This window comes from Streptomyces alkaliterrae, from assembly GCF_007097205.2.
Classification (GTDB): domain Bacteria; phylum Actinomycetota; class Actinomycetes; order Streptomycetales; family Streptomycetaceae; genus Streptomyces; species Streptomyces alkaliterrae.
On record NZ_VJYK02000026.1, the window covers coordinates 1 to 22,053 of the forward strand.

15 protein-coding genes and 1 pseudogene are annotated in these 22,053 nt (G+C 66.7%); 6 read left to right on the top strand and 10 right to left on the bottom strand.

All coding sequences use genetic code 11. The features are described from left to right. The coding region (locus tag FNX44_RS04300) for a DUF6079 family protein (RefSeq protein WP_143646584.1) at nt 1-2,605 on the bottom strand (2,605 nt) is incomplete at its 3' end. A 599-nt stretch (nt 2,606-3,204) separates the two neighbouring features. On the opposite strand from FNX44_RS04300, the gene FNX44_RS04305 reads away from it, so the two are divergent. Continuing rightward, nucleotides 3,205-3,819 (top strand): hypothetical protein, encoded by a 615-nt coding sequence (locus FNX44_RS04305; RefSeq protein WP_143646585.1) that lies wholly within the window; start codon nt 3,205-3,207, stop codon nt 3,817-3,819. Then, a complete protein-coding gene (locus FNX44_RS04310) occupies nt 3,816-4,457 on the top strand; it encodes a hypothetical protein (protein ID WP_143646586.1) in 642 nt (213 codons plus the stop codon). Before FNX44_RS04305 ends, FNX44_RS04310 begins: the two co-directional genes overlap by 4 nt. A gap of 521 nt (nt 4,458-4,978) precedes the next feature. Here the strand turns inward: FNX44_RS04310 and FNX44_RS04315 are convergent. The 3 genes from FNX44_RS04315 to FNX44_RS04325 form a co-directional block, all read right to left on the bottom strand. After that, a complete protein-coding gene (locus FNX44_RS04315) occupies nt 4,979-5,722 on the bottom strand; it encodes a hypothetical protein (RefSeq protein ID WP_143646587.1) in 744 nt (247 codons plus the stop codon). Nucleotides 5,723-5,724: 2 nt separating this feature from the next. Next, complete coding sequence (locus FNX44_RS04320) at nt 5,725-6,246, bottom strand: RNA polymerase sigma factor (protein ID WP_143646588.1); 522 nt, start codon at nt 6,244-6,246, stop codon at nt 5,725-5,727. 108 nt (nt 6,247-6,354) lie between these two features. Further along, entirely contained in the window at nt 6,355-6,873 is a 519-nt protein-coding gene (locus tag FNX44_RS04325) for a tetratricopeptide repeat protein (RefSeq protein WP_323369061.1), read from the bottom strand. A 244-nt stretch (nt 6,874-7,117) separates the two neighbouring features. Here FNX44_RS04325 and FNX44_RS29960 point away from each other — a divergent pair. Further along, a pseudogene (locus FNX44_RS29960) lies at nt 7,118-7,297 on the top strand (hypothetical protein); the annotation flags it as partial. Between the two features lie 591 nt (nt 7,298-7,888). Continuing rightward, nucleotides 7,889-8,272 carry a hypothetical protein gene (locus tag FNX44_RS04330; RefSeq protein WP_143646590.1) on the top strand — a complete coding sequence of 128 codons (384 nt, stop codon included), beginning with the start codon at nt 7,889-7,891 and terminating at the stop codon, nt 8,270-8,272. Nucleotides 8,273-8,636: 364 nt separating this feature from the next. On the opposite strand, the gene FNX44_RS04335 is transcribed toward FNX44_RS04330, so the two are convergent. The 3 genes from FNX44_RS04335 to FNX44_RS04345 form a co-directional block, all read right to left on the bottom strand. Then, complete coding sequence (locus tag FNX44_RS04335) at nt 8,637-9,035, bottom strand: DUF5958 family protein (protein WP_173019111.1); 399 nt, start codon at nt 9,033-9,035, stop codon at nt 8,637-8,639. A gap of 199 nt (nt 9,036-9,234) precedes the next feature. Further along, nucleotides 9,235-9,438 (bottom strand): DUF397 domain-containing protein, encoded by a 204-nt coding sequence (locus tag FNX44_RS04340; protein ID WP_143646591.1) that lies wholly within the window; start codon nt 9,436-9,438, stop codon nt 9,235-9,237. Beyond that, the gene (locus FNX44_RS04345; RefSeq protein WP_143646592.1) at nt 9,435-10,265 is read right to left on the bottom strand and encodes a helix-turn-helix domain-containing protein; all 831 of its coding nucleotides are present in this window, start codon (nt 10,263-10,265) and stop codon (nt 9,435-9,437) included. The genes FNX44_RS04340 and FNX44_RS04345 overlap by 4 nt, the downstream gene beginning before the upstream one ends. Before the next feature lie 240 nt (nt 10,266-10,505). On the opposite strand from FNX44_RS04345, the gene FNX44_RS04350 reads away from it, so the two are divergent. Further along, the gene (locus tag FNX44_RS04350) at nt 10,506-10,991 is read left to right on the top strand and encodes an ATP-binding protein (RefSeq protein ID WP_143646593.1); all 486 of its coding nucleotides are present in this window, start codon (nt 10,506-10,508) and stop codon (nt 10,989-10,991) included. Here the strand turns inward: FNX44_RS04350 and pglX are convergent. Both pglX and pglW read right to left on the bottom strand, forming a co-directional pair. Continuing rightward, the gene (gene pglX, locus FNX44_RS04355; RefSeq protein ID WP_143646594.1) at nt 10,981-14,592 is read right to left on the bottom strand and encodes a BREX-2 system adenine-specific DNA-methyltransferase PglX; all 3,612 of its coding nucleotides are present in this window, start codon (nt 14,590-14,592) and stop codon (nt 10,981-10,983) included. The genes FNX44_RS04350 and pglX overlap by 11 nt on opposite strands. After that, nucleotides 14,589-19,292 carry a BREX system serine/threonine kinase PglW gene (pglW, locus tag FNX44_RS04360; protein WP_143646595.1) on the bottom strand — a complete coding sequence of 1,568 codons (4,704 nt, stop codon included), beginning with the start codon at nt 19,290-19,292 and terminating at the stop codon, nt 14,589-14,591. The genes pglX and pglW overlap by 4 nt, the downstream gene beginning before the upstream one ends. 377 nt (nt 19,293-19,669) lie before the next feature. On the opposite strand from pglW, the gene FNX44_RS04365 reads away from it, so the two are divergent. Then, complete coding sequence (locus FNX44_RS04365) at nt 19,670-19,798, top strand: DUF6408 family protein (RefSeq protein WP_323369062.1); 129 nt, start codon at nt 19,670-19,672, stop codon at nt 19,796-19,798. Nucleotides 19,799-19,854: 56 nt separating this feature from the next. Here the strand turns inward: FNX44_RS04365 and FNX44_RS04370 are convergent, their stop codons facing one another. Next, nucleotides 19,855-21,972 carry a DUF2075 domain-containing protein gene (locus tag FNX44_RS04370; RefSeq protein ID WP_143646603.1) on the bottom strand — a complete coding sequence of 706 codons (2,118 nt, stop codon included), beginning with the start codon at nt 21,970-21,972 and terminating at the stop codon, nt 19,855-19,857. Nucleotides 21,973-22,053: the final 81 nt, after the last annotated feature.

Sequence of the window (22,053 nt, forward strand, 5' to 3'; positions counted from 1 at the left end):
GGGCGGGGTACTGGTGGGCGAGCAGCTTCCCCGCGATGTGCCGGATACCGTCGTGCAGACTCTGCCCGAAGGAGAGGGTGAGTCCGTCGACGTCGGGCAGGGCGACGAGGTGGTCGTCGAAGTCGGGGACGACATCCGAGGCCTGCTTCTGGGCGAGGCCGTACGCCTGTTTGAAGGCGCTCTTGACCTGCTTGAGCAGCGCCTCGCGCTGGGTCTCGAGCAGTCCCTTGGCGCGGCTGCGGTTGTCGGCGTTCAGATGGGCGGCGTACTGGGTGTCAAAACGGTGCTCGTCGGCGAGGGCCTTGTCGATGACGACCAGACGCCGGAAGTCGCCGAAGCGCTGCGCGGAGAGGTGGGCGGGGAGCCAGGCGACCGTGAGCGACCGCTCACCCTGCTGCCGCTCGCGTAGCCGCTGAATGCGGTTGACGTCCTCGACCGGCCCCCATTCGCCTTCGTCGAAGGGAAGGTCGATGACGATGCGCCAACGGCCCTCCTCATGCGGCATCAGGTCGTGGTCGGGCACCTCGTCCTCGTCCGCGACGTTACCGAATACGATCTCGGCGGTTCGGGCTGTGCCACGCCAGGTGAAGCCGATCTGCTCGCTGAGCCGGCCGTGCTCGACACCCAACTCCTCGGACAGCAGGCGCCGGGCGAGCGCTCCACGATTGCCGGGGTTGTCGTTGACCTGTGCGTTGGCGATGACGGAGTCCAGGTCAACACCCGAAAGTTCCAGCCGCACACCGGGGTTGGCGGTTGTTCCGGTCTCCTTGATCTCCGGGAAACGTGCGGCCCACTCGGCGACCTTGTTCTTGATGATGCCAACCTCGGCGCCGGGGATGGGCGCGAGGACCGACCCGTGGTTGAGCGCGCCGAGCCGCCTGATGGTCAGCTCCGAGAGCGCGGGCACACTGGGCGCGAGCGCCGACAGCAGCAGGGTGCACACCAACCGGTTGTCACCGACGAACGACCGGCAACGGTGGGCGCGTTGCGGATCGGTGAGGGACTCGGGCCGGTTGCGGTACTGCTCGACGTCGTCCTCGGTGATGTCGTTCGAGGAGAGCAGGTACGGCCGCAGCTTGGTCTTGTACAGCTTGTCGGCGGCCTCGAAGACGACCTTCAGACTGTCGGTGAACGGCTTGTCGCCGCCCTCCGCGATCACCGGGTAGAGATCGCCGACAGGCACAAGCTGGCCGAGACGGATCTCGTTGCGGTGGTCGGCGAGGAGCTGGCCCATCAGTTTGAGACCGGTACGGGAACGCTGCAGCGCTGACGAGATGTGGACGAGCGTGTCCATGAACGCCGGCGAGAACGGGTACGTCAGCCTGAACGACTCCGCGTCGGCGCCGGTCGTGCCCTTCTCCGAGCCGAGCAGGGTGTCCCAGACCTGGGGGCCGACCCGCTTGGTGTGCTCGAAGGCCGAGTCGACGAGCTTGGCCGCGTCCTCGTCCTTGGGCTTGAGGATGCGCGCGTGGGCGATCTGCGGGAGGTTGCGGTCCTCCAGGGTGATCTTGTCGAACCGGCCGGAGGCCAGGTTGAGAGTGTCCTGGATGGACGACTCGGCGGCCCCGGACACCTCATCGCCGACGAGCTCGCGCAGGTCGCGCTGGCGGGCGATGAAAGACACGACGGGAATGGCGCGTCGAGCGTCTCCGCCCTCGACGAAGTTCGTGATCTTGCTGGCTTCACGCGCGACGAATTTCTGGTCGTGGATGAGAGTGGCCAGCCAGAGGATCAACTCGTCCATGAACAAGATCAGGCCGTCATACCCGAGCGACTTGGCGTGCTCGGCGATGACGGAGAGCCCGGCGTCCAGCGAAATGAAGCCGTGCTCGTCCTCCACGGCGTTCTTGGTGAAGCCGGGCAGCAGGTTCGTACTGGCGTCGTTGACCAGCTTGGCGCGCAGCTCGGCCGGGGTCGAGGGGTTGCGGAGGTCGAGCGGGGTGCCCGCCTCGTGGTTCTCCTCGGCGGCAAGCGCGGTGTCGAGAAGCTGCGGTGTCCAGCTGAAGCCCTCACCCCACTCGTCCTCCTCGCCCTCCTCGTCCTCGCCACTGCCAAGCCCCCTGATAACCGCCTCGTCGCCCATGTGGGCGCGCATCGCGCTGATGTCCGCGAAGAGGGAGTCGGTCCGGTAGACCTGCGGGGTCGGCGCCTCGGGGTGCAGCTTCTTGACGTGGGTGACGTACCCGCCGAGCACACGCTGCTCCAGCGCCTTCGCGCCGAGCATGTGATAGGGCACGAGCAGGAACTTCTTGCCGTCCGTGCTCAGCCACTCGTGCTTGGTCAGCACCGGGTCGAACTCGGTACGTGCGCGCGCTGCCGGGTCGCCGCTCAACAGCGCGTACAGCACGGCCATGAAGTGCGACTTACCGGATCCGAAGGAGCCGTGCAGGTAAGCCGCCTTGGAACGATGCCCGTCCAGCGCGGACTTGATCAGGGCCAGCGCCTCGTCGAAGTTCTCCAGCAGCCGCTCGGTGACGACGTAGTCCCTGAGCGCACGTCCAGCGCCCTCAGGTGTCGTCGCCTCCGCGAGGGACAGTACGAAGTCCGACGTGGAGATGGACTCCTTGATGTCGATGACATCGCGGAGGAGGGGCTGCTGGGCCATTGTCGGTTCTCGCTCTCCCTACGGTGTTCGATGCGTTCTGGCTGCTAGTCGTACGCACTGCGACGGCGAGGGGAGGACAGCTCGCGTTCCACCGGGACGGAAACCACACTCCGAAGGCCGACCGTGGCGGGGAAGGCATGCCGTGGTCGCGTGCGCTCCATGGCCCCCTCGCGCTGAACGATCAGTCCTGCCGCCACCTGCGCACAGCACCCTACCTCGGCACACCGACAGTCACCACGTCGTCCATCTGACGAAGCAGGCCGCCCGAATGCTGTCTCGGGACCTCTCCAAAGAACGTCACCTCGAGGTACCCCGGCACTGACCCAAGCGGTCCTATGGCACTGCCGGCCACCCAATGCCCGTCTCAGATCCGCCCGCCTCGACAAAAGGAACCAAGTACTCCACATAATGCCCTTTGACGACTTCCAGCCAGGAATCGAAAACTCACAGCCATAGGCGATTAACAACTAGCCTCTCCGCGCCAACATGTGCCTTCATAAGTTCCACACCTGCGCAGCCTTGACGCGCGCATCGACTCAAGGAGGCTATCGATGTCCTGGCTCCCCATGCGGGATCGGCGCGCAAACCGAGCTCGATGGATGGCGGTCGGCTCCGTGACGTTAGCCATCACCGCTATGAGCGCCTGCTCGGATGGCAGCACCGAGACCAAAGATACGAAACTGACCGATCGACCGGAGATCACTGCCGAGGCAGCAGAGGTCAGACACTTCTCGGACCTGCCTACGATGGTGGCTACTTCCGACCTAGTGGTAGAGGCCGAGGTCGTAAAGGCGGAAGCGGGCCCATGCGAGAACGATGAAAGCGATCACGGAACGGAATGCGTATCCCGCGCCCGGCTGGTCACTCTCAAGGTCGCCGATGTCTTGCACGCCAAGAAAGACACCAAGGAAACCACTCTCCAGATCACCGAAGGTGAATGGAATACAGAGGGTGATGGCGTACAGGTCAACGGAGTGACGTGGACGACTCCGGGGGACCGAGGTGTTTACTTCTTGACCGCCAACGACGAAGGATACTCGCTGGTCAATTCCCAGGGGCGCGTCATTGTCACCGGCGAAAAGCTGCAACCCACCGCGCACGACGACAAGCTTCTCGAGGACATTGAGAAGATGACCTTCAAACAGCTCACGACCGAAGTGGAACGAGCTTCAAAGGCATATAGCGCTGGCCAGGTTGCCGCACTACCTGAGTGAGCGAAGAACATCGCACCGTCCACCCCGAGGGCAACGGCACGACCAGGGAGTCACCCATGAGAACCCGAGCACGTCGAACCGCAGCACGAACATCAACCGGCCTCGCAGTCGTCGCACTGATGCACATCATCCTCGCGCCCAACGCGGCAGCGAAGCATGGCGGATCTGGAATAGAACCGGACAACTCTGGCCAGTACTTTCAGAAGTACCACCTCAACTCCGCCGCAAACAAGGCGTCAAACCACGGAAAGGCTCAGCTCGAACGTACCAAGATCTCCACGCACTGGACAGACAAGTGGACCGATGTACGTTTACGTGACTGGTGGGGAAACAAAGGAAACGCGGACTACTTCGGCTGGGCCCGGTGCGAGAAAAAGAACTGGTGGAACGGAAAATGCGACAAAATCCTGGTCTTCTTCAATGAGTACAGGATGAATGGCAGAACCGCAGCGCAGTGGCGATCGCTGGGATGTCATGAGATCGGACACACCGGAAACCTGGGCCATCGCGGCCCAGGATCGAAGCCGTTCTGCCCGGACTCGAACACCAACTCCTGCATGCAGACCTATCTGACTACCTCCGGATGGCCGCAGAAGCTGGACAATCATGACATCAAAGCCGTCAATGCAAAGCTCTGACCCGGCCAGGCGGGCGAACACACACGCCAGCGCCCTGACTGTTGCGACCGCAGCAATACTTCTCCTCGGCGCCTGCGGCAAGGCCGAGCCTACTCACGCCGCGCTGCCACCGCCAAGTGACGAGTTCTGCGCCGACACTGCCGCCTTTGCAGTCAGTGATCCTCATGCAGTCACGGACGGAGAAAGAGTAGCCACGCTGAATCGACTGGCTGAGGCCGCTCCCGAGTCACTCCGCAAGGACTTCCGAATCCTCGTGCGCAGCGCCGAGGAGCCGGAACGTGAAGTCACCGAAAACGAACGTCGGGCCGGCAACCGAATCGGGCGATACATCGAGGAGAGTTGCGGTACAAATCTTCCTGGCATACGTACCGATCCAAAGGACAGAACAACCGTCTCGAAGTGAAGCGTCACACCTCCTGCTGCGTGGCTAGAGCAGCGGGGGTTGGATCTCGTGTACGTGAGCCCCCGACCCCCGCTGCTTCTTCTGCAACGGTTCTGCCCACACCGAGGGCTGCGGTCGCTCAGTGATCGACCGGGCACGGCTTGCCCAGTGACTCCTCCAGCCACTTCGTCACAAACCCGCGGCCCCACACCAGGGCGTCAGTTGCTTCGTCCGCCGCCGCGCCGGGGGGCGCCGGCTCACCTTCCTTGAAGACAGACGGCGTTCCGCTGTCAGGCTGGGGTACCAGCACGAGTAGCTTGCTGCCCGTCCAGCTTTCAGCCTCCCTCTGTGGCGCGGAGAACGAGTACGTCCGCTCGCCCCGCTCAGGCTTGTAGTAGCGGTCGACCACCAGCGTCACCTTCACCGCGTCGTCCTCCGGCTCGGTGTCCACTACGGTGCCCTCCGCCACGACCTCGGCGCAGGCCAGCTGTCCCACCTCGGTCAGAGCAGCCCCCGGAGGGCTTCCCTCACCTTGTCCGCCGCCGCGTACCCCACCTGCGACGACTATCCCGGCGCTCACCACCACCGCGGCGGCCACCACGAGTGCCCACCGCCGGCGAACCCGGGACGTCACGGCGGGGATCATCACCCCTCCCTCGCCCAAGTCTTGGGCGACAGACTCACGGCACAGAGCCTGGCCGATCCGATCGAGGTCCGCCCGCAGCAAAGCCACGTCCTCGCCCGCTGCTCGGTAGTCCCGCATGAAGGCGGCATCGCGGGACTTCTCCTCGGGCACCGGTTCGTCCGTGAGCACGTACATCAGCGGATCTTCCACAGGCCGGGAGCCGCCTTCACCAGCCGCGCCGTTGTCCTTGTGTCCCATCGTCACACCGCCTCGACATCGTGCAGCACGGTACGAAGGCTCCGTACTGCCGCGTGCAGTCTGCTCTTCACCGTTCCTTCAGGAACGCCCAGTTCACCCGCGATCTGCCGGACTGACAGGTCTGCGTGAAACCGCAGCACCACCACCTGCCGCTGAGCGTCCGGCAGCCGTTCCAGGGCCCGAGCGACCGCGAGGGCCCGCACGCGGGTCTCCTCACCGCCGTCCCCTTCTCCCGCGACGTTCCGAAGAGCGCCGAGCCTTTCCTCCAGACGTCTACGGCGGCGGACGGACCGGTGCCAGTCCATCGCCAGGTTCGACGCCACCACCGCAACCCAGGCGGAGACGTTCCGCGGCGGCTCGCCGCCGCGCTCCAACCGCTCCAGTAACCGCAATCTGACCTGCTGGACTCCGTCCTGCAGATCGGCGTACGGCACACCGCCGAGCGCGAGTACGGCACGTACCCGCTCCTCCTGGTCCGCGTCCAGCAACTCCGGTCGTCCGCTGTCCGCTCTCGTCCGCGACAACTGCGCCCTCCCTTTCTGGCAGCCACCCCTACGACGCAGCAGCACGCGGGAACGTTCGATCCGGAGGCAGAACGTCTGGACGGCCAGCGAAGTCCACCGGTTCGGACCTCACCCGCTGGGCGGCTGCGGTGGGTGCCATCGGCCCGAGCGGAACTCGTCCAGGAGGCGTCGGCTTGCGACGGTGAAGGGGTGCTCGGGGCCCAGACCGCGTTCCCGCCTCGCGACGACGTCGGTCATCAGCTCGATCCCCTCAGCGACGTGGCCGAGCGCGGTCCAGGTCCGGGCGAGCAGCTGCCGCGCCGCGAGCACGAGCGGGTAGTCGGGGCCGAAGCACCGCACGTACCTTTCGGTGACGAGCCGCATCTCCTCGTCGGCCTCGTTGAAGCGGCCCAGGAGGTACAGCGCCCAGGCGTGGTTGTGTGCGGCGCCGAGCGTCACGGTGTGATCGGGGCCGAGCAGTCGGGCGCATTCCGCAGGCAGCAGAAGCAGCGCGCCGTCTTCCTCTGTGACCGTCTGGGAAGCGGGCAACATCTCCAGCAGGCTGGCGCGGGAGCGCAGGGTCAGTGGATGCGCGGCGCCCAGTGCCGTGCGACGACCGGTGACAGTGGCGCGCAGGAGGGCGCGCACCTCGGGTCCACGAACACCCCTCCATTCACCCGTTTATCCGGTTTCCCGACACCGCGGCTTCCACCCGCGGGCCGCACCTTGACCCGGTTCCCCTCCTGATCAATATCGTCGCACTCCTGAACAGTACGAGACAAGGAGGCATTATTCGGCGCCATTTCCGCCACAGGACGAACCTGACGCATGGTCAGTCCGGCGTGTCCACTGCTACCGTAGCGCCACCGGAACGTTCGAGGCGGCGAAGCCGATGACCAGGCCATGGGAAGCAGATCCGACCACGGGTTTCAAGAGACGTCTGGGAAAGTCACCCCAGGAACTGGGGAACACAACCGGAACTCCTGACTGCCCCGATATCTGGGAACTCGACAACGGGGACATCGCCGTCATCGGCCGGGACCTCACCCACTCGCTCGGCACTCACCTCCCCACCCCAGGGCCTCCGCGTTCAGGCGCACTCCCCCAGTCCACCCCGATCCCCCGAATGAGCGAGCGGAAACCAGACGGCATCCGTCCAACCGCACGTACGCCGCGACAGGCTCGTCTACGGCCGCGCCGGCCAGGCGGCACAGGACGCCTGCAGCCTCCTCCCGCCCTGCGCACACCAGCCCGCCGCAGAACTGCTGTCTGCGCGGAATGACCCCGAAGTGGCTGCATCTCCCCCGGGCCGTGCCGAGGCGACCGAGTAGCCAGCAGCAGGACGCCGCGACGCCGCCACGGTGTGTTCAGCTGGGCGACCGGGAAGCGAGCGGCGATCGTGGAGGCAGCCCACCCTCAGTCGCGCGACCTCGCCCACGCCCACGGTTGGGCAACCGGTGCGTGGACATCCTGGCCCGCGTCCACTCGCCCCGAGCGAAGGGGAGCACCAGCGTTGAAGGAAGATCTCGCAGACTGATGTCCATGTCCGAAGGAGGCTGAAACGGGGCGTCGTGGCGGCGACCGATAGTTGGCCATTCCGTACCGAGTCGACCGCGACCGGACGCGTAACGGGGTGAGCGGAGACTTCTGGCAGCATGAGCTTGTGACCACTGCGCAGGACTCGGACGAGCCACTCCAGCTGCTGATGGGCTTGGAGGTCAGTGCCGTGTCCTTCGTGCGTGACTACGTAGAGCTGCACTTCGATGGGCCGGTTCTGCGGGCCTTGAGCGACCCCGTGGGCGTGTACGGGGGCCGCGAGTGGCGCTTCCCCGCACCGGGGTCGCTGGAGCTCATGCATTGCTACATCGGCAAGACCGTCGACGGCTACGAACTGGATCCGGGTCGGATTCTCGCCCTGGACTTCGGTGAGGACCGCTTCGCCATCCCGCTGGACTCCGATTCCACCGGCGACCCGGAGGCGGTCCACCTGGTCGGCGTCGACAAGAGCGGCCGTACCTCTGACCTCGGCGCAATGTGGATCTGGTAGCGAGGGCGTACTGAACCAGTACAGTCGGGAGGTCACACGGGAGCGGGCCTGGGGCACCAAGACCTCGCGGTAGTTCCAGCCTACGTACAGGGAGTCAGCGACGATGACCTTCCCCGTCGCCGCGCTCCAAGATCTGTGCCGACTGCACCTCCGACAGGACAAGTGCCCCATCGAGCACGATCTGTCGCTCCCGTAGGCGACCCGGTTGGCCGCCCGTTCACACAGCGTCCGCCTCACAGGCCGCACCTCGTCCCGTCCACGTGCCCAGGTTGGGGCGGGGCCCACCACCCTGGCTCGGAGGTGGTGAAACAAGGAGGTTGCTTCGAGTGGGCGCCTCGCGGTGGCCTACTCTCCTTGCCGCGGATCACTCGGTCTGGGATAGCTGGTGCCACCAGTGGCCGCATCCGTCGGAGCAGAAGCGATCACGGCGGCGCCGGTCGGCGATCGAGAGCAGCACGATCAGCAGCCGGAACGCCTTTCGGCGCTCGTCGAGAGGCTCGAGCCCGGCGATCTTCCCCAGTTGCTCGTCGATCCGACCTCTCGAAAGCAGCACTGCAGGCGTATGCGTCGGGCGCAGCCCGGCACGGCGGATGCTCTCCGGTGCGTCCTCGGTGAGGGCACGCGCCTGGACACAGTGATGGCGGAGGCAGCGCAGCACCTCAGGCTGCTCTTCCTCGCGGAGGCCGTCGAACCATGCGACGCCCTCTGACATCGGACGCAGTCCCTGCGCGAACTCGTTGAGCAGAGCGTCGCGTTCGTTCATGGCTGCCTTTCGTGGGACAGACGCCGCTCCGCAGTGTTCAGCATTCCGAGCGGCACCGCGAGGTCGGCCGCGCCCTCGGCGTCGTCGGCCCAGCAAGCGATCACGGCTGGGCGGCGAGTCCCCCGGGGCACCTCCGTGAGCCCCTTCTGACTTGTGCGACTCCTGGGCAGACACGCCGCCTGCCCCGGTCCCGTGCTTGTCAGTGCGCCGCGAACTGCACGAAGGTCGCCCAAACCGTGGGCTGCACCGTCAGCCCTGGGCGGGCTGTGTCCTTCGAGTCGCGGACATGAACCCTGCCGGTGCCGGCGGCGACCTCGACGCACTCGCCGCCGTTACCGGCGCTGTAGCTGCTCTTGACCCAGGTCAGTGTGCCCAGACCGGGCCTGGTCTTCTCCCCGCTCATCTCTCTCCCAACAGCTTCTCGATCAACGAACGCGATTCTGCCGGAGTGTGTGCCTGCGCGCGTAGGGACCCGTACGTACATTCAAGCTCTCGGACCTTCTGACGCTCGGTGTGGACCCGGCTGTCGCCCTGCACCTCCGCGTAGGCGATCCTGCGCCCATCCTTCATCTCCATCAAGGTGAACGGGCCGGCCAGTCCCGCGTGTTCCTGACAGGACATCGGCATGACCTGGATCTCGACGTTCCGCTTCTCCTCGATGAGTAGGAGATGCTCCAGCTGCCCCCGCCAAGCCGCCTCGCCTCCGAGCGGACGCATGAGTACAGCCTCCTCGATCACAAAGCTCAGTCGCGGGGCAGGCCGTCGTTCGAAGATCTCCTGTCGTGCCAAGCGGGCGGTCAGCCTCTGCTCGATCACCTCTTCTTCCAGCTGCGGTCGCCACATGGCGAAGATCGCCCGCGCATACTGCTCGGTCTGTAGAAGCCCTGGTACCGCGTGTACGGCGTAGACCTGCAGTACAAGCGCCTCGGCCTCCAACTTGGCTGCATCTCTGAAGAACGCTGGATACTGGGCCCGAGCCACCTCCGGCTTGCTTGCGCTCAGCACTCCGCCCGCTCCCACCAGTTCGTCGGCCCGGTCGATGAACTTCGGCGGCGGGATCCGCCTCCCCTGCTCGAACGACGCGATGGTCGAGGCCGAGTACCCGGTCAGCGAACCGAGCTTCGCCCGGTCCATGCCCGCCCGCTCCCGCAACAGCTTCAACTGCCGCCCAAACAACCACAGGACGCCCGTGCCCGACTCGTGCTCCGGCTGCTGAACCTCGTCGCTCACTCCGCCGCTCCTCTCTACAGCCCGCCGCAGCTGCCGAACCGTCACCCAACGCGCGGCCCCGTTATCCGGTCACGCCTCGCGCTGCCTACAAGCACACCGCCCACGCGTACAGCCCGTACCCGTCAGTGCGTCGCTCCTGGTCAAGGCTACGCAGAGTCCGCAAACGTTGACCGCATGAATTTGGCAACTCCCCCGAACGGGCACGCGTCACAGCTGTCCGCACCGGACCACTTGTTCAGCATGCGCTTCACCGCGACGCCGCGCGGCGCCCGCCTCGCCCGCAGGCTCGTGTCACACCGCCTGAACAAGTGGGGTCACCCGTATACGACCCCCGTCAACGAGACGCTCACTCTCATCGCTGCGGAACTCAGCGCCAACGCGGTCCGCCACGGCCGTGTACCCGGCCGAGACTTCTACCTCCAACTCACCATGGTCGACAAGACCTTCCGCGTCGAAGTGACCGACACGCGCGCAGAGAAGCAACCCCCGTCCACGCCCCGGGTTCTCGACCCCACGTCCGAGTCCGGACGGGGCCTCCACCTCGTCGCCGCCCTCGCGGACGACTGGGGCGTCACGCCACGTCCCGCCGCCCCCGGCAAGACCGTATGGGCAGAACTGCGCGTACAGGCTGGAGGCCACCCACACACGCACCGGGAGGCCCCATGCCCGGAGGGCTCGGCATCGACATACAAAGCCGACGCCGAGCCACTGCCCGCTACTTCTTGACGCCTGCACGACGGCCCCGCGTCGCGGCCGGGGGCCGCCAGTCGCGGAGGTCGTCGTCGGTGAGCCCGTACTCGCCCTGCTTCTGCTGGCGGTACCCGGCGAAGAAGTCCGCCGGGGAGCCGCTGTAGAGGACATCGAACTCGTTGTGCCACTGGAACAGCCACGGCTCGAGTTCCAGCAGTCCGGCGAGGAACGGGGTGATCTCCTCAGTGGAGAGCGCCGTATTGGTGAAATATGTGGCGAGAGCCTGCGCCTGCTCCCGGTGGTCCCAGCCGGCCCAGCCGTACAGCTCGGGGGTGGCGGCGTTGGTCTGCCCATAGGAGATGAATCGCTCCTTGGGCACGTCGAGCTTGCCGCGCGCCCTCCAGTAGGAGGGGCGGAGGAAGTCTGCAGCCGTGTACTTCGGCGGTACGGGGATGGAGTCCCGGATCTTCCGCTTCGCGGGCTCGTCCGGCGCGGCGTCCTCCTTCCTCTGGAGGTCCCACACCTCCTCCCAGTCAGCCCGCTTCTTCAGCCCCGAGGGCTTGTAGCGCAGCGCGGACAGGAACGGCACGTGCTCGTCTGTGATCAACTCAGCGACGACCTTGGCGAGCTCCTTGCGGGGCGCGTAGAGCTTGGCGACAGAGGCGAAGTCCTCGTCACGCGAGAGCGCGTCCGTCAGGCGGGCCAAGGTGAGGATGGCGGGCTGACCGCTCTCGTCGAACCAGAGGTCACGGTTCTCCATCCGGTCAAGCAACCAAGACCGCAGCGCCTTCGCCTGAAGCGTGTCCCACCCTTCGGTGGCCCAGCGCCGCTTGTACTCGGGTCGCTCGACCATGTTGATGGCCCGATTCGACCCGATCGCGTCAATCCGCTTCTGGACGATCTCGCGGTATGAGGCGGGCCAGTGGTCTGGGACCTCCGTGATGGGAGTAGAGCCATGCCGCTTGAACCACTCGTCGCTGGCCTCATTTGCGGCTACACGACGGGCGAGAGCGATCTCGAACGCACGCTCACCAAGCGCAAGCTCAGGGATGTTGGGATTATCTGGGTCCTTGGAGACGCGGAGGTCGTCGGAGTGGAGGTTGTAAAGCGAGTAAACCTGCCAGTCGAGCTCTTCTTGCAAAGCGACCATGCGAGCGCGAGTAGACTCCCAGGATGCCCTGGCTTCGCGAAGTGCACTGGCGGTGGGGGCCGACTTGCCTGTTACAGCAGCAGGACTCGTGGCAGTGAGCTGCTGAGCGAGGGCGTCGAGGGCGGCGGAGTAAGCGGTAGGCGGTTCGGCCGGGAGTGGAAACTCCTGAATCTTTGTTCCCGTGAACTCATAGAAGCGCTCCCAGTCGTCACTGGTGAATCCACCCCCTTCTCCGCGAATCCCCTTGTCGTGGCTAACCATTTTAAGCCAGAATCCAGCTGTCGAGCTGTTAAGCAGCCCGAGCAACCGAAGATGCTCCTCCTCAGAAACCCCCTCTCGCAATTTGATCACCGGTGCGGTTCGATTGAAGAGCCAACCGTTCCGCTCGAACACAAAGTGATTATGCGTCGCAACAAACGGGAAGGCGATTCCTCGGTCGTTATCCAACTTGCTACTATAGTTCTCCAAGTGCACGTACCATGCACGCCCATTTTCGACCAACGTTTTACCGAAGATCTTGCGTCGACTCAGACGGGCACGGTCCACCCATAGCATTCGCTCAACCACATGGTCTCCTGGAGGCAACAAATGCTCCTGCCTCCTATCGGTATAAGGATTGAGGACAGGAATAGGCTCGCCGCACTGGAAATCTCGAACGAGGTCACCAACGACCAATGAGCGGACTCTTTCCACCATACCAACCCGCCGCACTGTCGCCATATCAGGAAGCAGGAAAATATCATCTGCCCCAGTCGAGGTCGTTCGCCCTACGCTTTCTACAGCCTCTCTCAGACATCCCGGTGACGCGGCATTTACTTGCTCCAGGACCTCAACACCGCCGGCGACAAGAACCCAAGGGTGGCGCCCGAAGTATTGATTCCGCTCTAGATCATCCACCGAAACCCATTGACTCACAGATCCCGGTTCGTCAACTTGCGCCTCGATCGCGCACCACACCAAACCTTCTTCACCGTTCTCCGGTGCGGCAGGTTCTCCCCGAGCACTTCGCACCGTTCGAATCGTGGCCGAAGGCGCGGCACCTTCACGTGGCTTCCCTACCAGAATGACTGTGGGAGTTCCATGGCCAGGGATGTACGCACCTGAAGTATCGATGACCTCCGTCAGTTCAACCTTGTGCGCGAAAAAATCCTCGATTAGCTTCTTCCCGAACTCGCGCTTCATAAAGGAGTTCGCCGTGATCTGTCCAACCATGCCGCGCCCACACCCGGCAGAGACATCACATTTTGCCAGTTCGAAGAAGCGTTGCGCAAAAGGAACCGAGAGAGCGTACCCGCCAGCGCAAGCATCATACAACTCCCGGTAGATCTTATTGAGACTGGCGTCTGCCACTTGGATGTACGGCGGGTTTCCAACCACCACGTGATAGCGACCCTGCTGCAGAATTCGCAAGTGCTCGTGCACGTCCTCAGTCGTGTAAGCTAGTTCCGCCAGTTCGTCCTCCCCATCAACACTCTCGAAGAGACTAAGCTGCCGGGCCTTGATGAGGGAGTCGCCCACTGCCAGGTGGATCGGCCAGTCGTACTTCGCCGCTTTCGCCAGCGTTCGCACGCCGCTGGCGGCCATGGCCGCGACCAGCAGGCGGAAGCGGGCGATGGCTACCGCGAAGGGGTTGATGTCGACGCCGTGGACTGAGTCCAGTGCGGCGCGCACGCGCTCGTGGACGTCGCGTCCCGGGTGGTCTTCCGCCCAGAGGCGGACGAGGCGGCGGAAGGCGCCGAGCACGAAGTGTCCCGACCCGCAGGTGGGGTCGATCATCTTCAGTTCTTCGTAGCCGAACTCGCGTACCGCCGGGTTCATTGTCCGGTCGAGGATGAACTCTTCTACGAACTCCGGGGTCTGGAGCAGCGCGTACGTCTTCCGGGCGGCCTCGCTCAGGTCCTGGTAGAGGTCACCGAGGAATCGGGTGTCCCACCCGGAGGTGCCGTCCTCGCTCAGCGGGTCGGTGAAGTCGTGGAGGAGGGCGCCCGCCTCGTCGCGCCCTCGCCAGAACTCGACCAGGTCTCGTGCGCCGTCGTGGGACAGCGGGATCTGGTACAGGGGGTTGTGGCGCTTGTCGAAGAGGAAGCGGCCGGCCTGGCCCTGGCCCAGTTCCTCGAAGGCCTTCTCCAGCCAGCCCCGGTAGGTCGGGTCCTCGTCCGTCTCCACGTACGCGTCGTAGCGCGACTCGGCCAGCTCGCGGCGGTCGCCGTCCGGGCCGGTGAGGTAGGGCTCTGGGATCAGGCGGTTGTCCTCGCAGAAGCGTACGAAGACCGTTCCGAGGACCCATGCCACGGCGACCTGGGTGATCCGTTCGTCAAGCCAGGAGTTCCATGTCGCCGCTGTGCGGCCGAGTTTGCGTGCCCGGTCGTATTCGGACCTCAGCCGCGCGCCGACGTCCGTCAGCGCCTTCACCTGTCGTCCGAGGTCGGCCTCGACCGCCTTGACCTGCTGCTTGAGGTCGTCCAACAGAGCCTTGCGGTCGATCACTTGTCGTCTCCCTCGACGCCACTTGCCACCATGTCGCCGGCACCTCGGTGCTTGTTGAGCACCCAGTTGTCCGGTAGTTCGATCCACTCCCCCAGGCCGGCTTGGTACGGCACGGCCACCTGTCCGAGTCGGGGCTCCCGTGAGGGGTCGGGTTGCGGAGTCAGGAGCCACAGGCCGCGTCCGCCCTGGCGGGCCACCGCCGCAAGCCGGTCGAGTACGCCCATCGCGTCGTACCGCGCGAACACCGCCGCCTCCGTGAGGAGTACGGGACGGGCACCGCCAGATCCGCCACCCCCGTCGTCGCCGCGAAGCAGCTCCGCGATGCGGGGCTCGACCGAGCCCCACGCCGTGCGCGTGTACTCGGCGAACCGGACCGCGCTCTTCGAGCCCGGCTCGGCGGCGTCCGCCTTGAGCAGGGTCTCCCATGTGGGCTTGGTGCCCGGGGTGACCTGTGCTCGGAGGGCATGGAGGAACAGTTCCGTCACCGACAGCACGTGCGCGCCGAACCGCCGCGAGCTCAACTCCCGCACGGCGTCCCAGACGCGGTGCTGTCGTACGGTCAGCACCCGGTAGCCGTCGCGGCGGGCCGACGCGAGCAGTCGTTCCTCCGCGCGTACCGCGTCCGCGAGTTCCGGGTCGTCGTAGCGCGTCGCCGCTTCCATGGTCGTCGCCTGTCGCGACGTGCCGATCGTGCGGTAGCTGGAGGCGTGGTCGACCCGAATCGGGAGGTACCGCAGCACGTTCTCCTGCTCGTGCATCTTCAGCGCGAGCTCAAAGCCCGCGTCACGCAGAGCCTTGGTCAGCGGGCCGTCGGTCGGCAGGTCGTGGGTCGTGCCGCCGCGTCCGTCGGGGGCGACCATCTCGGGGAAGCGGGCGCGGACCCGTTCGTGCACGGTCTCGGCGGTCAGGCCCGGCTGCTGTCCGTCCGGCATTCCGGGGATCCAGCGGACAAGTCCGGCCTGGGTGAGGCGCAGCGCGCGGACGAGTGAGAGGTCGCGCGGGTAGATCTCCAGTCGCGGGGTCGCGGCGGCGTTCACGGAGGCAGCCGCGGCCAGCTCGACCATGCGCCGCTCGTCCCAGTCGACCGTGCCCGGCGGGGCGGTCAGCGCGCCCAGCTCGGCGAGGACGGTCGCGGCCGTCGGCAGGGTGTCCTGCCGCGCGAGGCGGTCGGCTGTCCTGCCGAGGCGGGTCGCGTACTCCAGCAGGCCGGGCGCGGTCGGGGTGTCGGGGCCGTCGTTCTCTCGTACGTCGAGGGCGAGCAGGCCGGCGCCCAGGGACTCGTCCGTCGCCTTGCGGTTCGGCTGGTGCTGGAACTCCGCTTCCTGCGGCAGGAGTTGTTCCACCTCGACCACGGCCCGTACCGCCGCCAGGGCCATTGCCCGCCGCTGCTCGCGCCCGGCGAGCTGCGTGCCGCGCCGGACGGCGAGTGCGTCGGCGATCTCCGCAGCCGAAGCGACCCGGCCCATGCTCACCAGCAGGTCGATGATCTCCTCGCGGAGTGCCTGGACGGCGGGCTCCGCCTTCCAGCGCTTGCGCTCCTCCTTGAGCATCTGCGGGATGCGGCCGTGGCTCAGGCCGAGTGCTTCGGCGACGTCCTTCTGCTTGGGCCAGACACCGATGTCGGGCAGGACGCCGTTCTCGTCGGGAAGGCGCAGCAGCAGCCGCACCATCTCCGCCTTGTTGCGGTTGGAGCCGTTGTTGTTGACGGCGGGGACAAAGACGGTGGCGAGGGTGTCGAGGCTGATCGAGCGCAGGGTGCGGGCGGACAGGGCGCCCGCGAACCCGTCCTCCACAAGCTGTCCGGCGACGGCCGATTCGACGGCGGTGAGCTGGTCCAGCTCCTCCTTGGCCTCCGCGCGCCCCTTCGCCGTGAGTGGGGACACCGGCGCCTCGCGCAGCCGCTCGCCCCACTCCCGCTGCCGCCGCTGGACCTCGTTGCGGGTCTTTGCTCCGAGGCCGGGGGCGTTGACGAGCTTGCGGCGGCTGTAGTCGAGGAGTTCCCCGACGGTGGTGATCTCCAGGCCGTAGAGGAACGACTGGGCGGCGGGGGTCAGACCGGAGACGGTCAGCGGGGTGTCGCGGGTCACCTCGGCGGCGAGCCGGTCGCGCTGCTGTTCGGCGGTCTCGGGCTCGGCGTCCGCAATGGTCGCGGCGGGGCCCTGGGAGGACGTTCCCTCCCCTGCGGTCGTGGTGGTGGTGGCGGCCGGGTGGCGGCTGCGGTGGCTGGAGGGGACCGCCTGGGAGGCGTCGAGGAAGACCTTGCGCCAGGCGTCCCGCATCGGCTTCAGCTCGGGGAACCGCTTGGCCGCGTCGCGGTGCAGTGCCTTCCGGAAGAAGGCGACGAGCCCCTCCATGACGGCCGGGTCGAAGGCCTCGGCTGCGATGGTCGGGTACGGCCACTGCTCCGGGTCGGTCATGCGGGGCGGGACACCGCCGTCACCCCACTTCGGCAGTTCGCCGGAGGCCATCTGGTGCAGGGTGACGGCGAGCGCGTACCGCTCGGCGTGTGAGTCGTAGGAGCCGCGGGTGATGACGCCGACAAAGGGGTCGAGATAGCCGTCGGTGCCCGCGTCGATCCGCTTCGCGGGATAGCCGGCGAGGGAGAAGTCGATGAGGACGAGTTCGCGGGTCCGGTTGGGGCGGATGCGGATGGCGATGTTGTCCGGCTTGATGTCGCGGTGCCAGATGCCCTCGCCCTCAAGGAAGTCGACGGCGCCGAAGAGATAGTCGCCGTACGCCTCCAACTGGTCGACCTGTAGGCGGCCGTTCTCCCGGAGCTGGCGAGCGACGGTCTCCTCGCGGCGGCGCGGACGTCCACCGCCCTCGGTGCTCCCGTGCTCGTCGCGCTCGTCGCCGACGTACTCCAGCGCGAGGACGGTGCGGCCGCCGATGTCCAGGGGGTCGGGTTCGACGAGACGGATGATGCCGGAGTGGGGGCGCAGCCGGCCCATGGCCTCGGCCTCGCGCTTGAGGATCTCGCCGCGGCTGTCGGAGAGGGCGACCTTCAGTACGGCGAGCGGCCGGGTCCCGCGGGCCTCGGCGTGAAGGTCCCGGACGAGGAACGCGCGGCTGGTGGATCCGGTGCCGAGGCGGCGACGGATCTCCCACCGGCCGGACAGCACGTCGCCGGCGACGGCTTCCAGCGGATCCTTGTCCGCTGGCGTTTCCTCTTCCTCGCCGGACGATTCCGCGTCGGTGGCCGCCGCGGCCGGGGCGGTCAGGGAGTCCTCGACGACTTCGAGTAGTTCCAGGAACTCGTCGACGCTTGCAAGGCGCAGCTCGGGCCGGTAGGCGGTGGCGGCCTGCACCAGCTCGTCCACGTCTTCCGACAGCCCGTCCACCAGCCCACTGGGACGCAGGCCCTCCCCGGCCTCCAGCCGGGCCAGCAGCTCGGCCTGGCTGGCGGCCGGCGCCTTGCCGGTGACCAGGAGATAGGTGAGGACACCGAGCCCGTAGACGTCGAGCGATACCGGATCGGGGCGCAGAGCGGTCAGCTCGGGGGCGAGATAGGGGTCGGCGTCGTCGCCGAGGTGCTGGGCGGAGAGCGCGGTGGGCGCGAAGCGGGTCATGCCCTGGCCCTGGGAGGAGTCGCCGCTGCGCTGGGTGGCGATCTGCCAGTCGGAGATCTGCAGTCGGGGAGCGAGCCAGGCTGCGTCCTCCCCGACGGCCCGGCCCTTCAGGCCGCGTGGCCGCGGTACGACATGCACAGAGCGGGCGGCGAGCGCGCGGTGGTGGATGCGGCTGGAGTGCGCGGAGCGCATGGTCTCCGCGAGCTGGCGCACGAGGGCCATCCGGCCGAGGATGTCCAGCTTCTCGCCGTACTGGACCAGGTACTCGTCCAGCTTCAGGGTGTTCGGGTGGTAGTCGAAGATCAGCGCGGGTCCGGCGGCGTGGCCGGAGGGGAAGTACTGCTTGAGTTCGACCACGCCCGGGTGCTTGAACCGGCCCAGCACCGCGGCCTCACGCCGGGCGGCGTTCTCGACGGACTGCCTCAGCGAGTTGTCCGAGCCGCGCTCGGTGAGATAGATGCGGACGCGGGCGGCCTCCGGCAGCTCGCTGTGACGGGCGAGGTAGTCCACCCAGGTCGGCCCGGAGTCGAACGACTTCCGTTCCAGCTCATAGGGGCCGACCTTGTACTGCGCGTCGCTCTTGCGGATACCGATCTTCTTCAGCGCCGCCGCGATCTCCCGGGAGCCGGGGGCCGTGACGCGGCGCCGTTCGTCGCGCGGGGGCTGCCCCAGCATCTCGACCAGTTCGGTGACCGTGTACACGCCGTTCTGGTCGTGGGCTGGTAGCCGCACGTGGAGGCGGTTGTCGGTGAAGCAGACGGCTTCGGCGACCCACACGCGTCTGGTGCCGGTCTGCGTGAGCAGTTCGGCCAGTTCCTTGGCTTTGCGGTTGACCAGATGCAGGGGATTGCCGTGCGTGCGGCGCCGACCGCTGGGAGTGGTCTGCACCCAGGTGCCGTTCTCGGAGGTGACCGAGCCGTGCCAGTCCTTCAGCTCGATCATGCAGACGCCGCCGGGCGCGACCACCAGCAGGTCCACCTCCCGGACATGGCCGGCGACCGCGGTGAAGGTGAAGTTCGACCATGCCCGCCAGGGCTCGGCGTCCGGCAGCCTCTTCCGAATGGCCTCCAGGCCGCGGCGTTCGTGCTCGAACTCGGACTCGGTGACCGTGACCCACCGGCCTTCCCGCATGCCTGTTCCCCGCTCCTCGTGTTCCGCTCCGGGCCGCCGTTCCCCATGGCCACAGGCCCTGGCGTAGATCCTAGTAGTCGCTCGCGGGGCGAGGAGAGGTGTTGGCCGACCGGACAGGCCCGCCGGCCGCCGCGGCGTCGGTGGGCGGTGTCGGCGCTCACCTGCCCCGGTGGCCGAAAATCGTCAACGCTGATCGGAGAGTGCACTAATCTGACACGCGCTGCGCACCTTCCCGGAGGGTACGTCGGCGGTGCTCAGGCTCCGGCCCTCGGCTGTGACTGACGGAGTGGTCTCCATCGCGTGCTTCACGTGGTGTGACGCGGATGCCCGGAAGGGCAATCCCGCCATTCCAAGCTCACGCCAAGGAGTGGACACCTGTGAATCCCGCTGAGTACAACCCTGCACGTCGCAACCGGCTTCGCGAGATCCTGGTCGACGTCGCCACCGGCGCGGCCACCCAGCTTGTGGTGGCGGCCGTGGTGGCGGCAGCGCGCCTGCTCTTCTGACGCAGGCGAGTGGCGGGCCCGGAGAGCCCGCCACTTCCCGTGTGCCACCGAGCTTCTCAGAAGAGCAGGAGGTCCGGCCCCTTGGGCACCGCGGTCCGGCGCTTCCTGCGGGAGCCGCGTCGCCGCCCGTTCGGGCGGGGATGATGCGGCACGCGGGCTTCCTCCGGCAGGTTCTCCCAGGTGGGGCGCAAACCGTGTATCTGGACCTCGCCGACCAGGTCCTTCAAGTAGGCCCGCGTCTCCTCGTCGGTCGAGTAGAGCACCGTCGCGCGGCTCGCCCTGGTCATCAGCACGTGGTAGGCGTGGCGGACCAGCCGGGCGAACTCCTCGTCGTTCACGCTTCGGGGCTTCACTTTCGGGTCGAAGGAACCAGGAACGGCCACTCTCCTCACGCCGGTCTCCGGGTCCTTGCGTTCCTTGCCGCGCTGGAACACCCACCGGCCGTCCCGCCGCACCATGTCCTCCCCCATGATCACACCGCACCAGTCCCACTCGAGCCCCTGTGCCGTGTACACGCAGCCGATCTGGCCGAGCCCGTTCTCGTGCACGGACCAGATCTTGGACGGTGGTGCTCCGTTCTCACAGAACGCGTCGTGTTTCGCGTTCCACGGCCTGTGCCAGCCGCCGATGCGCACGTCGGCCTCCAGCCGGCGCTCCTTGCCGATCGGCTTCGTCCACGGCCAGCAGTACCCGGCGACGAGCCGGGCGGAGGCCCCGGCGAGCGCTTCGGTGCGGATGACACGTTCGAGTTCCTCGGGGCTGTCCGCCACCTCGACGTGCATCAGGCCGTCCGGCGTCCATCGCTCGGGCACTTCGTCCTCCACTCCGAGCATGGCGCGCACCCAGTGGATGTAGGCGTCACTCCCACCGCAGCGAAACTGCTCCCTCAGTTCGTAGCGAAGGAGAGTGGCGCCGTACCGCTCGGCCGCGTCCTCGATAAGGTCTCCGGTGCCCACCTCGTACGGCCGCACTGTCTGGCCCTCGTCGAGGAAGAACACGGTCAGCCGGGAGGCGTCGAGAAGCTCGTCGACCTGTGGCTTGGTGCCCTGCTGCTCGGGCTTCCAGTACTGGCTGGTCGAGCGTTTCCGCAAGCGGTGCGCCTCGTCGCAGATCAATACGTCCAGGGGCGGATCCGGAGGTGTGACAAAGCTGCTGAAGTAGCTGAAGGTCTCCTGGAACTCCCGGTCCCCGTAGCCGACGTGCTGCTGGAGGGCCCCGTTGAAGGCCCTGCTGCCGCTGGCGTACTTGACCGAGTGCCCCTTGGCTTCCAGTTCCGCCTTGACCTGCAGGCCGATGGCGCTCTTCCCCGTCCCCGCTCCGCCTTTGACCAGGAAGACCACGCGCCGTTCGTCAGGGAGAAGCGACGGGGTCCGTTCATCAGGCAGGACCTTGGCCGCAGCGTCGAGGATCTGGTCGGCGACCTTCTTCTGCCGGCCTCGCAGCGTGAACACCGTGTCTTCTCCGCAGGAGCGGATCATCGCGTCGAGCAGCGGCGTGTTGCGCAGGCCCATGTTCCTCAGGAGGATCTCTGCCTCAGAGGCCCCGCCCTCTTCGGCGAAGTGGGCCCGGAGGTCGGAGAGCAGTTGGTCGCGGTGGTTCTTAGTGTAGACGCGAGCGTGCGCGCCGGTGGGGGCGTCCACCTCGATCAGGGCCCGTACCGACTCCTCCGTGGCGTTGTGGAGATAGGCAAAGCCGCCGCACTCGAACTCGATCCCGTGCAGAGGCCCACGGTCACTCGTGAACGCCGCGAAGGACTCGCCCAACTGCAGAAGAGGATTCTTCTTCCTCCCCATCCCTGGCACGTGCACCATCTCGGCGGCGGCCTGCTCCACCCTGGTCGCCATCGACCAACGCTTCAGCTCGACGAGTTGGACGGACAGCCGGTGCTCAGCAGGATGACGCCCCACGAGAACGACGTCGATGAGCCTGGGCTGTCCCTGGCGCACCGGCTCGTCGAGAGTGGCGGCGCACTCCACGATCATCTCGACGTTCCCGCGACCGGCGGCGACCAGGTCGTCGGCGAGGTTCACGAGGCTTTCCGCCCAGGCGGAGCTTTCGGAGAGCGAGACGTCGGAACCGCAGAAGTGGCGCCATCGGGCCGCGAGGTGCGGCACCATTCGACGTCTCGCGTCAAGAGTGAGCAGATCACGAGCTGCCAGCTTCAGCAGGAGCATGGACACGAGGTGGTTCCCCCAGGGCACGAGTGACTCGTGCGGGTGGGGGCATGTCCCTGGGGAAGCCCGTCGGGCCGCAAC

Excerpts from the sequence above, each read along its gene's own strand:
- pglW (WP_143646595.1), bottom strand. The coding sequence starts at position 19,292 with ATGCGGGAAGGCCGGTGGGTCACGGTCACCGAGTCCGAGTTCGAGCAC.
- FNX44_RS04315 (WP_143646587.1), bottom strand. The coding sequence starts at position 5,722 with ATGGGACACAAGGACAACGGCGCGGCTGGTGAAGGCGGCTCCCGGCCT.
- FNX44_RS04340 (WP_143646591.1), bottom strand. The coding sequence starts at position 9,438 with ATGAGCGGGGAGAAGACCAGGCCCGGTCTGGGCACACTGACCTGGGTC.
- FNX44_RS04335 (WP_173019111.1), bottom strand. The coding sequence starts at position 9,035 with ATGAACGAACGCGACGCTCTGCTCAACGAGTTCGCGCAGGGACTGCGT.
- FNX44_RS04370 (WP_143646603.1), bottom strand. The coding sequence starts at position 21,972 with ATGCTCCTGCTGAAGCTGGCAGCTCGTGATCTGCTCACTCTTGACGCG.
- FNX44_RS04305 (WP_143646585.1), top strand. The coding sequence starts at position 3,205 with ATGGCGGTCGGCTCCGTGACGTTAGCCATCACCGCTATGAGCGCCTGC.
- FNX44_RS04350 (WP_143646593.1), top strand. The coding sequence starts at position 10,506 with ATGCGCTTCACCGCGACGCCGCGCGGCGCCCGCCTCGCCCGCAGGCTC.